We start from the raw sequence: 15,109 nt of genomic DNA on the forward strand, positions 1-15,109 counted from the left end.
TCTGTTGAAGAATTAAAACCTAAAATTCCTGATCCTACAATTCCCTGTTGACTGGTTTAAGTTTAGAAAATATAATCATAACAAGATCTGCAAGCCACCAGAGGCCAAAGCCTGCAAAAGTCAGAAGCTTCAGCCACCAATTTTTATAGCCTAACATCAATCGGTCAATTCCAAACCATCCAAAAAAGAAAGAAACAAGTAAAAGAATACTTTTCTTTGGCGGTTCTTTTGTCACTGTATCCATGTAGTTGATTTCTCGTCAAATATTAAGTTTCAGCACACATCTTTCTTTTTCCAGCTTATACAACTCTTCATCAATAGCCAAATTTGACTTTTCATTATTAAGCTGTTCCTTATACTGAAATTTCAGTTCTTTTCTTTTAATTGCCTCAAGATATCGTCTGACTTCTTCTCTTGTTTCAAGCACCAAACCTGGTATTTCCTGTAGCTTTCCTTCAAGGGTTTTGGCAACCATTGTAAAATAAGAAGTATTTGTATGTTTAACACTTCCAATTGTGACATTTTCTGCAATCACTTTTATGCCAATAATTAATGAAGTATTACCGACATAATTAACCGATGCATGTAAAGATACCAGATCCCCTACTTCTACTGGTTGCAAAAACTCCACATTATCAACTGCAACTGTTACACAATATGCCCCTGAATGCTTAGCTGCACATGCGTATGCAACTTTATCCATGAGGGAAAGAAGAATTCCCCCATGTATTTTACCTCCGAAATTCGCATAGGAGGGAATCATTAATTCTGTAATTGTAGTCTGTGAAAAACGTACAGGCTTAAACAAAGAGGTATCCATTCAATAAATTATATTCTATTCTTCAATTCCTTTTTCACCAGATCCAAACTATTGAACAGCTCTTCATAATTATTAATTACAAAATATTTCTCTTGAAATCTGTTTTTGATGTATGGAGTTTCCATCATTTTGGCAACATTGAAATCATATTTTGGAACGCCAGCGCTAAGTGAATATGCAGTTTCACTACCGGAAGACAGCAAATGCGCTCCATAGATCGTCAGATTTTGGTCTGTAGCTTTAATGCCAAACTGAATCGAATGCCAGTAGACTCTTTTAAGCAAAGCTATAGCACTATCGTTTTCTAGGTATTCAAGTGCAAGTTTACCAAGCCCTGTCAGGTATTCGCAATATGATGGAATGGTTAAAAGTGGGGTATGCCCTATAACATCATGAAAAATATCATAGACATCTTCTTCATGCTCCATTTGCTCAGCACTTCTTATCCATGTTCTGCAAGGATATTTTTTGCTGGCAAGCATACCGATAAACTCTTTGTCCTCAACCATATTTTCCAAAGGCACAATTTCCCAGTCTGAAAAGGTTTTTATTTTTTTATTCAGATCTTCAAAATCGGGAATATGATCTGCTGGAAAGCCTATTCTTTTGATTCCTTGCAAAACCATTTCATCGGCAGTCTCAGGCAAGAATTGAATAATTCTGCTGTAAAGAGTTGTCCAGATTATTTGTTCCTGATCTGTGTAGCTGTAAGTTTGTTTAACCATCCTTTTTCAATTTAAATTAATATCCTGGCGTTGTAAAAATATCAAAATATATTCTTTAATGTCCTTTTCCCTTAAAAATATTAAATAACTGCTTAGCCGCTTCCTGAGCTGATACCTCTCCCCTCATTACGGAATCTTTCATTGTTAAGAAGTTGTTTTGAACCTCTTCATTTTTGTAAAATTCATTATGAAGCATCTGATCAATTATTCCAACCAACCAGAAATAATTTTGTTGCTGTCTTTTTTGATCTATACTTCCATTATATCTACTGATACTTTCAGCTTTTTTTAAATAATCCCAAAGCTCAGCAAGCCCATATTGAGTCTCTGCAGAACAATTGAATACCTTTACGGAATCCTTAGAAAAATAACTAAGACTTTGTTTTATTCCATTTGCATATTCCAAGGCTCTTTCCATATTGTCACCATCGGTTTTTGAAATGATAAAAACATCCGCTACCTCCATAATCCCTTTTTTTAATGTCTGAAGTTCATCTCCAGTGCCTGCCACTAAAAGAAGTAATACCAGATCTGTCAATTCAGAAATCTTTACTTCAGATTGCCCTACACCAACAGTTTCAATAAAGATTAAATTAAATCCCGCAGCTTCACAAAGCAGAATAACTTCCTGGGTTCGGGATGTTACTCCCCCAAGAACACCGCCAGATGCAGAAGGTCTGATAAAAGCATTTGAATGAGAAGAAAGTTTTTCCATTCTTGTTTTATCACCTAAAATGCTTCCTTTGCTATATCTGCTAGAAGGATCAATTGGAAGAACAGCTATTTTCATGCCTGTATTTACAAGCATGCTGCCTAAGCTTTCGATAAAAGCACTTTTACCTGCCCCCGGCACTCCTGTTATTCCCAATCTCAAGGAATTTCCAGAATGTGGTAATATTTTCTGAATAAGGAGATCTGCCATTTCCTGGTCCTCTGGTAATGAACTTTCTATTAGAGTAATAGCTTTTGAAAGAATTAATCTATCCCCATTTAAAATTCCATCGTAATACGACTTAAGTTCTAGTCGGTTTTTTCTTTGAGACATGCCTGCAAATAAATTACTGACTAAAAATATTCCAATTTAAAATCAGGAAAAAAGTTATTTTTACTAAATGTATCCATTGAAATTCCACTTCACTTTATGAAAAGGAAGATTTTACGAGACTCTATAGGTGCCACCATTTTTACTATGATAGTCCTCTGGATCCTATCTCAGATAGAAATCAATTCAGATGTATTAAACCCGGTGTCTAAAACATTTGGGGATTTTCAGATAACTGACCTTTACTTTTCTCAATTTAAAGAAGGTGAAAAAGCTGATACCAATATTGTAATAGTGAACATAGGCGACCTCCCTAGAGCAGGTATTGCAGAGATGGTTAATAAAATCAATGCATTCAATCCCAGAGTAATTGGTATAGATGCCTTTTTCAGGAAGCCTAAAGATAGAGAAGGTGATTCTTTGCTTGCAGATGCTTTTTCAAAAGTCAAAAACCTTGTCCTTGTTAGTAAGGTAAGCAAATGCGAAGGTAACATTTGTGATAGTCTTGAAACAAGTCATCCTATGTTCTGTCAATATGCTGAAACAGGCATGTCTAATATGATCTCTGAGGGATATGATAAATTTAAAACATCAAGGGAATTCAGTAAATATGAAGTCTACAGAAAGAAAGTAAGACATTATGGACCTGACAATAAAATGTACTTTGAAAGACAAATCGATACTATAGAACTTGATTTTGCCGCAAAGTTGGCCGGTTATATTAACCCTGCAGCTGTAAATACTTTATTGGAACGGAAAGATACGGTTGAGGTTATTAATTTTGGGGGAAACGTTGAAATGGGAGGTGATTTAAATGACAATACAATGATTAAATATTTTGCATATGATGTGTCTCAGATATTCGAAATAGAGGATTTATCTAATATAAAAGATAAAATTGTACTCATGGGATATCTGGGGCCTAATTTTGACAAAGTTACCTGGGAGGATCGCTTTTTTACTCCTTTAAATATTAATTATATAGGAAAAGCCAATCCTGATATGTATGGAGTGGTTATCCACGCCAATAAGATATCCATGATTTTAAAAGGTAATTATATCAATAATGCAGGATGGCTCTTCACCCTTGTGACAAACTTTATAATCATCTTTTTTAATATTGCCTTATTTTCTTACCTATTTCTGAAACTAGGCCATTGGTTTGATGGGGCTAGTCTCTTTCTCACTTTATTCGAGGCTTTATTAATGATCTTCATGGTAATTATGATATTTCATCGATTTAACTATAAGATCGATTTTACCTTGGCTACAGTGGCACTATTCTTGACTGGGAACATGACTGAATTATATTACAGCGTTTTAATGCCTGTAATAAACAAATACAAAAAACATTTGCTAAATTTACATATATACAAAAAAGGACAAGCTTATGAGAACTAAAGCTTTACAAATTATTTGCTTATTAATTTTTATTTCTACAACTGTATTTTCCCAGGATAATCTATTCACTGTATTAGCCACTAAAGGGACAAACAAATATGCAACATCAGGATCAAGTGATTGGAAAGCCGTTACTCCAGGCAAAAAGTTATTAAAAGATGATAAACTTTCTATCGATGAAAATGGATACATCGGTCTCGTTCATAAAAGTGGAAAAACCATCGAAATAAAAAAGGCTGGTGTATACGAAGTTGCCAAACTGAATAGTGAAGTTGCTGCTCAGAATAGCTCCATAACAAAAAAATATGTTGATTATGTTACAAGCGAAATCTCAAGCGGTGGCTCCGAGAATATGGCTTCTAACAGACATAAATATATGGATGTTACAGGATCAGTTGAAAGAGATGTACCATCAATTAAAGTACTTGCACCAAAAGAATCTTTCGTAATAGGATTGCCAGTTCTTTTAAAATGGAAGCCTGTTGCCGGTGCGAAAAGTTATGCAGTCACTGTGAAAAACCTTTTTGATGAGCCAGTATACACTATTGAGGTTGAAAATAACTTTGCAATCCTTGATTTCAGCAAATTGAATATTCAAAAAGATAAGGTATATGGATATCAGATTGAAACAAAAGGTTCCGAACATTTTGCAAAATTTGAAGGATATTCCTTCAAATATCTTCCAGAGGATAAAGCAACCAAAGTAAGCAAAGAAGCTGATGAACTGAGAGCCAATCTTAATGAAGAAACAGCTTTAAATAAAATAATTCTGGCGACTTTTTATGAGGATCAAAACCTATTATTGAATGCTCTGGAATGTTATGAAACAGCCCTAAAACTTGCTCCAGATATTGAAGAATACAAGATTGCATATGGTAAGTTCCTTGACCGACATAAACTTACAGAAAAATAATAAAAAAGAAGAGGTTGATTTAAAAATCAACCTCTTCTTTTTTAGACTATTCCTACTAAGGATTAGGACTACTAAAATAATGATCCGGATTAGGAGCAAGAAGTGAAGGATCGAACAGGCCTGGTTCATCCGTTATTTCTTTATAATATCCCGTTTTTGTAGACTCCAAAGCACTTTCAGGGCTAAGAACTTCTCTAAGAGTGTGCTCATAATCCAAAGTTACTATACCACCTTTTACAATCGGGAATTTTAATAAAAGGTCTCTTTCTATTCCTCTCAAGAAAAGCTTATTGTTTGATTTACTAAATTCACAATGATTAAGTGCAATAAATAAATGCCTCTCACCTCCCCCGTGGCTAAATTCTTTGTTTGTTAAAATATCAATGAACTTAGTCTTTCCTTCAATTGGATCTATAATGAGATCGGATACGTTTCCCAAACTCTCATTTTTCTCATTAATAACTTCATACCCGAGGAAACCTTCTTCATCTACCAGATTGCTGTGCTTCAAACTGCTAAAGCGCACTAAATTTCTTCTCCATTCCAACTCGTCTTCCATTATTCACCTCCTTTATGATGGTTGTTCCATATCGTCAATAATATCTGCTACCTCAACAAAAAAATCTTCAACTTTATTTTTCTGTGCTTCGACAGATTTGTCAGGGGACAGGGAGCCTGCCATATTACTTATATCTCTTGATGCCTTATCAAGAGTAGGATAATTCTCCTTCTGAATTTCTGTCACAACTTTGGATGCAGAGGTAAATATTTTTTTCAAATCATCTGGATTGTCTGTCAAAGCAGGATTTTTTATCATATCATTTACCTTTCCGTTAAACTCTTTTAATCTCCTTACAATTTCTGGACTACGCTTATTTTCTGTGCTTATAGCATTTAATGCCTGAGACATCTTTACAATTGCCTGCAGTGTTACAACATTATCTTTTCCAATAGATTTTTTCGCTTTTTTAGAATTAACAAATTCCTGAAAATCAATAACTCTTTGCTCCTTGTTGAAATTTCCCGGAAGAGAATTCACATCAGCTTTATCGCTATCAACAGGAAAAGGCTCATAAATAACAATTTCTTCAGCCTCCCCTGACTGATTGACATCTACTGAGGTCTTCTTGATATACATCCATGCTCCTACCAGGATAAAAACTAAAGCAATTACCCATGGCCAGAAGGACTTTTTTTTATTTTCATTAGTACCTTTCATCCCAATCTCATATATAAAAAAACCTGACAGAAAAAATATTGGTTCATGATAGTTTACCCAATAAAAAAAGCTCTCCGGAAAATTCCGGAGAGCTTTTGCTGTTTGAAAGATCCATTCTCTATGTCAACCACAACAAAGAGAAGCGAATCTAGCTAATTTATAGATATTTACAACAACCTTAATTAATTATTTTTAATTCTCACATTAAATGAACTCAGGCTTCCCCCATTGTGCCACCGAAATTCATTGGAAATCTGGGAAAATCTTCTGTATTGTTAATTTCGCCAAATGCCTCCTCATACTTTTTAACGTTTTCTTTCAAGGCTACAACCAATCTTTTGGCGTGCTCTGGAGTAATAACAATTCTAGCTTTTACTTTTGCCTTAGGTACGCCAGGCATCAGTCTGATGAAATCAATAACAAACTCACTGTTGGAATGAGCAATCATTGCCAGATTAGAATATACTCCTTCTGCTATCTCCTCAGTTAATTCTATGTTAATCTGATTCTGGTCAGTATTTTGATTTTTCTTTTTGTCGTCTGCCATGTTTTTTTAATTAAATTCTTAACCTGATACAAAAAATAAGACCTTAGACTTCAATTATTTCTGAATGCCTAAGGTCTTAATAATTCTATACTAAAATACTATTTTTCTTGAAGTTCTTCCTTCTTTGAAGCCTGCTGAAACGCCTCTTTAGAAGCATTAAGTTGATCGTATTCTTCTTTAGATCCTACAATGTATGACTGGTACTCTCTCTGTCCTGTACCTGCAGGTATCAAGTGACCAACGATAACGTTTTCTTTCAGACCTTGTAGATAATCTACTTTTCCTCTGATTGAAGCTTCGCTCAATACTTTGGTAGTTTCCTGGAATGAAGCAGCAGAGATAAAGCTTTCTGTTCCCAAAGAAGCCTGAGTAATACCTTGAAGAGTTGGCCTTGAAACAGCAGCCTCTGCATCTCTTACAGTGACAAGTTTCATATCTTTCCTCTTAAGACTTGAATTTTCATCTCTCAATCTTCTTGCGGTAACGATCATACCTGGTTTTAGAGTTTCAGAATCGCCTGCATCTACTACAACCTTCTTGTCAAGTACGCTGTCATTTTCTTCTCTGAAAGAGAATTTATCAACAACTTGGTTTTGAAGGAAGTTAGTGTCACCAGCTTCAATGATCTCTACTTTTTGCATCATCTGCCTTACTATAACCTCGCAATGCTTATCATTGATTTTTACACCTTGAAGTCTGTAAACCTCCTGAATTTCATTTACAAGATATTCCTGAACAGCAGTAGGCCCTTTGATTGCAAGGATATCTGAAGGAGTAATAGCACCATCCGATAATGGATAACCTGCTTTTACAAAGTCATTATCCTGAACCAAGATATGTTTAGAAAGAGGAACTAGGTATTTTTTTCTAACACCATCTTTAGATTCGATAAAGATTTCTCTATTACCTCTCTTGATACCACCATATGTAACTACACCATCGATCTCAGAAACAACTGCAGGATTTGAAGGGTTTCTTGCCTCGAATAACTCTGTTACCCTTGGAAGACCTCCCGTGATATCTCTTGTTTTACCAACAGCTCTCGGGATCTTTGCAAGAATTTGTCCTGCTTTAACTTCCTGCTCGTTTTCAACAGCAAGGTGGGCACCCACCGGAATGTTAAATGTTTTTGTTTCACCTTTTTTAGAGTGAACAAGTATCGCAGGGTTTTTAGATTTATCCTTAGTATCAACGATAACTTTTTCTCTGTGTCCTGTTTGCTCATCTGACTCTTCGCGGAAAGTAACACCTTCTACGATAGCTTCAAATTCAATCCTTCCGTCAAACTCAGAAAGAATTACAGCATTGTATGGATCCCAGTTACAGATATCCTGACCTTTGGATACTTTGTCTCCTTCTTTTACTTTAAGGAAAGCTCCATAAGGAACGTGGTTTGTAATAAGAACTTTTTCATTCTTATCATCCATGATTCTTATTTCACCAGAACGTCCCATCACGACATCAACTCTGTCTCCTTCGTTATTTGTAGTAACAATAGATTTAACTTCGTCAAATGCAATGATACCTTCAAATTTAGCTTTGATAGAAGCATCAACAGCAATGTTAGAAGCAGTACCTCCTACGTGGAACGTCCTAAGTGTAAGCTGTGTACCTGGCTCACCAATAGATTGTGCAGCGATAACACCTACAGCTTCTCCTCTTTCTACCATTCTACCAGTAGCAAGGTTTCTTCCGTAACATTTAGCACATACACCTCTTCTTGATTCGCAAGTTAATACCGAACGAATCTCTACAGATTCAATAGCTGATTCATCGATTGTTCTTGCTATATTTTCATCCACTTCTTCTCCAGCTCCAATTACTAATTCATTTGTAATCGGATCAAAGATATCGTGAACTGTTACTCTACCTAAAATTCTTTCAGAAAGCGGCTCAACAACTTCTTCGTTATCTTTTAGCGCAGTAACAGTAAGTCCTCTTAAAGTACCACAATCTGGCTCGTTGATAACAACGTCTTGTGCTACGTCTACAAGTCTTCTTGTCAGGTAACCAGCATCCGCAGTTTTAAGAGCTGTATCCGCAAGACCTTTTCTAGCACCGTGTGTAGAAATAAAGTACTCGATAACGTCAAGACCTTCTTTAAAGTTAGAAAGAATCGGGTTTTCAATAATCTCACCGATAGACCCCTGAAGGTTTTTCTGAGGTTTAGCCATAAGCCCCCTCATACCACCAAGCTGACGAATCTGCTCTCTAGAACCTCTAGCTCCTGAGTGCATCATCATGTAGATGGAGTTGAATCCCTGCTGATCACTCTCAAGCTGTTGCATTAGAGTTTCAGTGATCTGAGAGTTGATCCTTGTCCAGATATCAATTACCTGATTATATCTTTCGTTATCTGTGATCAATCCCATCAAGTAGTTGTTCCAAACAGCATCCACATCTTCTTTCGCCTGAACAACAAGAATATTTTTAGCATCAGGAACCTTAACATCAGAAAGACCGATAGACAGTCCTCCTCTAAATGCAGACATAAATCCTAGTTGTTTGATATCATCAAGGAAATGTGCTGTCCTTGAGTTACCAGCAACTTTGAATACGTGTCCGATAATCTGCTGAAGTTTTTTCTTGGTTAACAACTCATTGATATAACCTACTTCTTCTGGAACAAGTAAGTTGAATAAAACTCTACCTGCAACAGTATCAATCAATTTGTTATCAAGGCCACCTTCTTCGTTTCTTACATTTACCCTAACCTTGATATGAGCATGCTGAGAAAGTCTTCCTTCATTAAGAGCTATAACAACCTCCTCCGGTCCGTAGAAAACTTTTCCTTCACCAAGTATCGGATATTCCGGAGTTGATTTTCTTCCTTTTGTAACATAGTACAGACCAAGAACCATGTCCTGAGATGGTACAGTAATAGGAGCACCGTTTGCAGGGTTAAGGATATTATGAGAAGCAAGCATTAATACTGATGCTTCAAGAATAGCTTCCTGTCCAAGTGGTACGTGTACCGCCATTTGGTCACCGTCAAAGTCAGCGTTGAAGGCAGTACAAACCAGAGGATGTAACTGAATCGCTTTACCTTCTATAAGTTTAGGCTGGAAAGCCTGAATACCCAATCTGTGAAGTGTTGGAGCACGGTTAAGAAGTACAGGGTGCCCTTTCAATACGTTTTCAAGGATATCCCACACTACAGGATCTTTTCTGTCAACAATTTTCTTTGCAGACTTAACAGTTTTAACAATTCCTCTCTCAATCAGTTTTCTTATTATAAATGGCTTGAACAACTCAGCAGCCATGTCTTTAGGAAGACCGCACTCATGAAGTTTCAATTCAGGACCGACAACAATAACTGAACGACCAGAGTAATCAACCCTTTTACCAAGAAGGTTCTGACGGAAACGACCTTGCTTACCTTTAAGCATATCACTTAAAGATTTCAATGCTCTGTTACCTTCAGCTCTTACTGCATTTACTTTTCTTGAGTTATCGAAAAGAGAATCAACAGCCTCTTGAAGCATACGTTTCTCATTTCTAAGAATAACTTCCGGAGCTTTTATTTCAATAAGTCTTTTCAGACGGTTATTTCTGATAATTACCCTTCTGTAAAGGTCATTTAAATCAGATGTTGCAAAACGACCACCGTCCAAAGGTACAAGAGGACGAAGTTCAGGAGGAATAACAGGAACCATTCTGACAACCATCCACTCAGGCTTGTTCTCAATGCGCGTTCTAGCATCTCTGAAAGCCTCTACTACTTTCAATCTTTTTAAAGCCTCTGCTTTTCTTTGCTGAGAAGTATCGTTTGCAGCAGCGTGTCTTAAGCTGTATGAAAGCTCATCAAGTTTAATTCTTGATAAAAGCATTTCCAGAGCATCAGCACCCATTTTTGCAATAAACTTATTCGGATCCTCATCATCAAGCATTTGGTTTTCTCTTGGAAGTTTATCCAAGATATCCAGATACTCATCTTCAGTCAAGAAGTCAAGATAGTTGATACCATCTTCAGATTTTACACCTGACTGAATTACAACATATCTTTCATAATAAATAATCTGATCAAGTTTTTTAGTAGGTAAACCTAATAAATAACCTATTTTATTTGGTAAAGATCTGAAATACCAGATATGAGCCACAGGAACAACAAGTTCTATGTGTCCCATTCTTTCCCTTCTAACTTTTTTCTCAGTTACCTCAACCCCACATCTGTCACAGATAATACCTTTATATCTAATTCTTTTGTATTTACCGCAATGACACTCCCAATCTTTCACAGGACCAAATATTCTTTCGCAGAATAGTCCACCCATTTCAGGTTTGTAGGTTCTGTAATTGATCGTCTCCGGTTGCGTTACTTCTCCATGAGAGCTTTCCAAAATGGATTCAGGTGAAGCAAGGCTAATGGTGACTTTTGAGAAGTCCTGATTTAATTTTTTATTTTTTCTGAAAGCCATCTTTTAGGTTTTATATCCTGAAACAAACTTAAAAAAATATGAATAGCTGCCGGATTAACTCCGGCAGCTTTAGTTAATGATTAGTCTAAAGTGATTTCCAGCGCAAGGCCTCTTAACTCGTGAACCAATACGTTGAAGGATTCTGGTATATTCGGCTTAGGCATATTTTCGCCTTTAACTATGGCTTCATAAGCTTTTGCTCTACCTATAACGTCATCAGATTTTACTGTCAGGATTTCCTGAAGAACGTTTGCCGCACCGAATGCCTCAAGTGCCCAAACCTCCATTTCTCCAAACCTCTGACCTCCGAACTGAGCTTTACCTCCAAGTGGCTGTTGAGTGATCAATGAGTATGGACCGATTGAACGGGCATGCATCTTATCATCAACTAAGTGACCAAGTTTCAGCATATAAATCACACCCACAGTAACCGGCTGATCAAATCTCTGACCTGTTAAACCATCATGTAGGTATGTTCTACCGAATGAAGGCAAGCCTGCAAGCGATAATTCATTTGCTACCTCTTCTTCACTTGCACCATCAAATATTGGAGTAGCATAAGTCTTACCAAGTTTTAGTCCGGCCCATCCAAGAACTGTCTCATATATCTGACCAAGGTTCATACGTGAAGGTACCCCAAGCGGATTTAGAACAATGTCTACAGGAGTTCCATCAGCAAGGAAAGGCATATCTTCATCACGAACTATTTTAGCTACAACCCCTTTGTTTCCGTGACGACCGGCCATTTTATCACCCACTTTCAGTTTACGTTTTTTAGCTACGTATACTTTAGCTAGCTGAACTATACCTGCAGGAAGTTCATCTCCAACTTCCAAAGTGAATCTTTCGCGTTTAAATCTTCCTGAAAGTTCGTTTCTTTTTCTGTTGTAGTTTTTAACAAGACTATGGATCATTAAGTTGACCTTCTCCTCAGAAGTCCAACCTTCAAGAATCAGATCACCTAAAAGATTTACTTCTTCCTGCACATTATATGTACTTTCGTCTCTATAGCTGTTACGCTCAGGGAAAACGTTTTCTGAAATATTTCTTCTGTTGAATTTTACACCTTTGGAAATAATCTCATCACCAAACTTGCGCTTAACCCCATTACTAGTTTTACCATCCAGCAATTCAACCATTTTCTCAATCATTATAGCTCTGATCGCCAAAAGGTCTTTACTATATTTTGCTTTTAATGTATCAACTTGTTTCTTGGATTTTGCCCTTATGTCTTTATCCTTTTTAGGACGAGAGAACAGCTTTGTGTCAATTACAACACCTCTTAATGACGGAGAAGCTTTTAATGAAGCGTCTTTAACATCTCCAGCTTTATCTCCAAAGATAGCTCTAAGAAGTTTTTCTTCAGGAGTTGGATCTGTTTCACCTTTAGGAGTGATTTTACCAATTAGAATATCACCTTCCTTAACTTCTGCACCAATACGTACAATTCCGTTTTCGTCAAGGTTTTTAACTGCCTCTTCACTTACGTTTGGAATTTCAGAAGTAAGCTCCTCTTCCCCTCTCTTTGTATCCCTAACTTCTAGTTCAAATTCTTCAATATGTATAGAAGTAAAGATATCATCACGAACAACTTTCTCTGAAATAACAATAGCATCCTCGAAGTTGTATCCTTGCCATGGCATGAATGCTACTTTTAGGTTTCTACCAAGAGCAAGCTCTCCGTTATTTGTAGCATATCCTTCGCAAAGAACCTGGCCTTTTTTAACTCTTTGCCCTTTATATACAATAGGCTTAAGATTTATACAAGTATCCTGGTTAGTTCTTCTGAATTTAACAAGATCATATGTTTTGCTTTCGGTATCAAAGCTTACAAGCTTTTCGTCGTCGTTAAGATCATACTTGATAACTATTTTCTTAGCATCAACAAAATCTACAACTCCTTCACCTTCTGCAGTTACAAGTGCTCTTGAATCAACAGCTACACGACCTTCAAGACCAGTTCCAACAATTGGAGCTTCCGGCTTTAATAGAGGTACAGCTTGACGTTGCATGTTTGAACCCATCAACGCACGGTTAGCATCGTCGTGCTCAAGGAATGGAATCAAAGAAGCCGCAACAGAAACAATCTGATTTGGCGCAACGTCCATATATGATAATTTATCAGGCTCAACAACAGGGAAGTCACCTTCATATCTTGCTTTAACTTTGTCAAGCATGAAATTACCAGTGTTATCTATTTTAGCATTAGCCTGAGCAATATTATGACGATCTTCTTCTTCAGCTGTTAAATAAACAGGATCCTTCAAGCTTACTTTACCTTCTTCTACTTTAAGGTAAGGAGTCTCTATGAAGCCCATGTTATTTACTTTTGCATGAACACAAAGAGAAGATATAAGACCAATGTTTGGTCCCTCTGGAGTTTCGATAGTACAAAGACGACCGTAGTGTGTATAGTGAACGTCACGAACCTCAAAACCGGCTCTTTCTCTTGAAAGACCACCAGGACCAAGGGCAGACATTCTTCTTTTATGAGTAATCTCAGCCAATGGATTTGTTTGATCCATGAATTGAGATAACTGGTTTGTACCGAAGAACGAATTGATTACAGAAGAAAGAGTTCTAGCATTAATAAGGTCTACAGGCTTAAAATCCTCATTATCCCTTACGTTCATTCTTTCTTTGATAGTTCTAGCCATTCTGGCTAAACCAACACCAAATTGGCTATATAACTGCTCACCAACAGTTCTAACTCTTCTGTTGCTCAAGTGGTCAATATCATCAACTACTGCCTTTGAGTTAATCAAACCGATCAGGTACTTAACAATACTAATAATATCTTGAGTAGTTAAAACTCTGATATCAGAAGCGATCTCTAGACCAAGTTTTTTGTTGATTCTATATCTACCAACTTCACCAAGATCATATCTCTTATCACTGAAGAAAAGATTATGAATAATATCTCTTGCTGTTTGCTCATCAGGAGCCTCTGTATTTCTAAGTTGTCTATAGATGGTTTCTACAGCTTCTTTTTCAGAGTTTGAATTATCCTTTTGAAGAGTATTATAAATGATAGTATAATCAGCTATATTTATGTCTTCTCTGTGAAGAATAATTGATTTTGTATTTGAATCTAAGATAGTATCGATATCTTCTTCAGAGATAACAGAATCTCTCTCTAAAAGAACCTCATTTCTATCAATAGAAACAACTTCACCAGTATCTTCATCAACAAAGTCTTCAGTCCAGCTTCTTAGTACCCTTGCGGCCAACTTTCTACCTGTAACTTTCTTTAAAGAAGCTTTGTTAGCTTCTACTTCTTCTGATAAACCGAATAGGTCAAGGATATCTTTATCTGAACCGTATCCGATAGCACGTAAAAGAGTAGTAACTGGAAACTTTTTCTTTCTATCGATATAGGCATACATCACGTTGTTAACGTCCGTAGCAAATTCGATCCAGGACCCTTTAAAAGGGATGATTCTGGCAGAATAAAGTTTTGTTCCGTTTGTATGTTTACTTTGAGCGAAAAAAACTCCCGGAGATCTGTGCAACTGAGAAACTATAACCCTTTCTGCTCCGTTTACTATAAAAGATCCCTTAAGAGTCATATAAGGAATATTCCCAAGGAATACTTCTTGCTCTATAGTCTGGAAATCTTCGTTGTCTTCGTCATTGCAGGAAAGTCTTAATTTCGCCTTAAGAGGCACTGAATATGTAAGACCTCTATCAATACATTCGTCAACGGAGTATTTGGGCGGATCTATTGTGTAATCAATAAACTCGAGGACAAAATTTTCCCTTGAGTCGCTGATAGGGAAATTTTCCGCAAATACTTTATACAAACCCTCCTGTGTACGGCTTTCAGAGGGCGTATCAATCTGAAAGAAATCCTCAAAGGATTGTAATTGCACATCCAGAAAATCAGGGTAATCAATTAAAGATTTTCTTGAAGCAAAACTTATTCTTTCTCCTTTATTATTGATAGCCAATGCTTTATAAGTTTGGTTAGTGAATAATTTTTAAATATTATTACTTAAATCAAGGGATGTCTGAAAGGTTTATA

At 36.6% G+C, this 15,109-nt stretch carries 11 protein-coding genes; 2 read left to right on the plus strand and 9 right to left on the minus strand.

The window, feature by feature from the left end; all coding sequences use genetic code 11:
- Positions 1-34 precede the first annotated feature (34 nt).
- From K350_RS28075 to meaB, 4 genes are read right to left on the minus strand one after another with little or no spacing between them, the layout of a single operon-like run.
- Positions 35-244 (minus strand): TM2 domain-containing protein, encoded by a 210-nt coding sequence (locus K350_RS28075; RefSeq protein ID WP_051313005.1) that lies wholly within the window; start codon positions 242-244, stop codon positions 35-37.
- Between the two features lie 15 nt (positions 245-259).
- Complete coding sequence (locus tag K350_RS0109095) at positions 260-820, minus strand: acyl-CoA thioesterase (protein WP_028979644.1); 561 nt, start codon at positions 818-820, stop codon at positions 260-262.
- A gap of 8 nt (positions 821-828) precedes the next feature.
- Positions 829-1,545, minus strand: coding sequence for a phenylalanine 4-monooxygenase (locus K350_RS0109100; protein ID WP_028979645.1), 717 nt, complete (start codon positions 1,543-1,545; stop codon positions 829-831).
- Positions 1,546-1,600: 55 nt separating this feature from the next.
- Entirely contained in the window at positions 1,601-2,590 is a 990-nt protein-coding gene (meaB, locus tag K350_RS0109105; protein ID WP_028979646.1) for a methylmalonyl Co-A mutase-associated GTPase MeaB, read from the minus strand.
- 96 nt (positions 2,591-2,686) lie between these two features.
- Here meaB and K350_RS0109110 point away from each other — a divergent pair, with 96 nt between their 5' ends.
- Positions 2,687-3,988: a CHASE2 domain-containing protein gene (locus K350_RS0109110; protein WP_081670944.1), complete on the plus strand. Its 1,302-nt coding sequence runs from the start codon at positions 2,687-2,689 to the stop codon at positions 3,986-3,988.
- Positions 3,978-4,901 carry a hypothetical protein gene (locus tag K350_RS0109115; protein WP_037574881.1) on the plus strand — a complete coding sequence of 308 codons (924 nt, stop codon included), beginning with the start codon at positions 3,978-3,980 and terminating at the stop codon, positions 4,899-4,901. Before K350_RS0109110 ends, K350_RS0109115 begins: the two co-directional genes overlap by 11 nt.
- Positions 4,902-4,956: 55 nt before the next feature.
- Here K350_RS0109115 and K350_RS0109120 read toward each other — a convergent pair whose 3' ends face one another.
- From K350_RS0109120 to rpoB, 5 genes are all read right to left on the minus strand, one after another.
- A complete protein-coding gene (locus tag K350_RS0109120; RefSeq protein WP_028979649.1) occupies positions 4,957-5,460 on the minus strand; it encodes a PRC-barrel domain-containing protein in 504 nt (167 codons plus the stop codon).
- A 12-nt stretch (positions 5,461-5,472) separates the two neighbouring features.
- A complete protein-coding gene (locus K350_RS0109125; protein ID WP_028979650.1) occupies positions 5,473-6,120 on the minus strand; it encodes a hypothetical protein in 648 nt (215 codons plus the stop codon).
- Positions 6,121-6,334: 214 nt separating this feature from the next.
- Entirely contained in the window at positions 6,335-6,667 is a 333-nt protein-coding gene (locus K350_RS0109130) for a DUF3467 domain-containing protein (protein WP_028979651.1), read from the minus strand.
- A gap of 98 nt (positions 6,668-6,765) precedes the next feature.
- Positions 6,766-11,085: a DNA-directed RNA polymerase subunit beta' gene (gene rpoC / locus K350_RS0109135; protein ID WP_028979652.1), complete on the minus strand. Its 4,320-nt coding sequence runs from the start codon at positions 11,083-11,085 to the stop codon at positions 6,766-6,768.
- A gap of 80 nt (positions 11,086-11,165) precedes the next feature.
- A complete protein-coding gene (rpoB, locus tag K350_RS0109140; RefSeq protein ID WP_028979653.1) occupies positions 11,166-15,035 on the minus strand; it encodes a DNA-directed RNA polymerase subunit beta in 3,870 nt (1,289 codons plus the stop codon).
- Between the last annotated feature and the right edge of the window lie 74 nt (positions 15,036-15,109).

The organism is Sporocytophaga myxococcoides DSM 11118, assembly GCF_000426725.1.
GTDB lineage: Bacteria > Bacteroidota > Bacteroidia > Cytophagales > Cytophagaceae > Sporocytophaga > Sporocytophaga myxococcoides.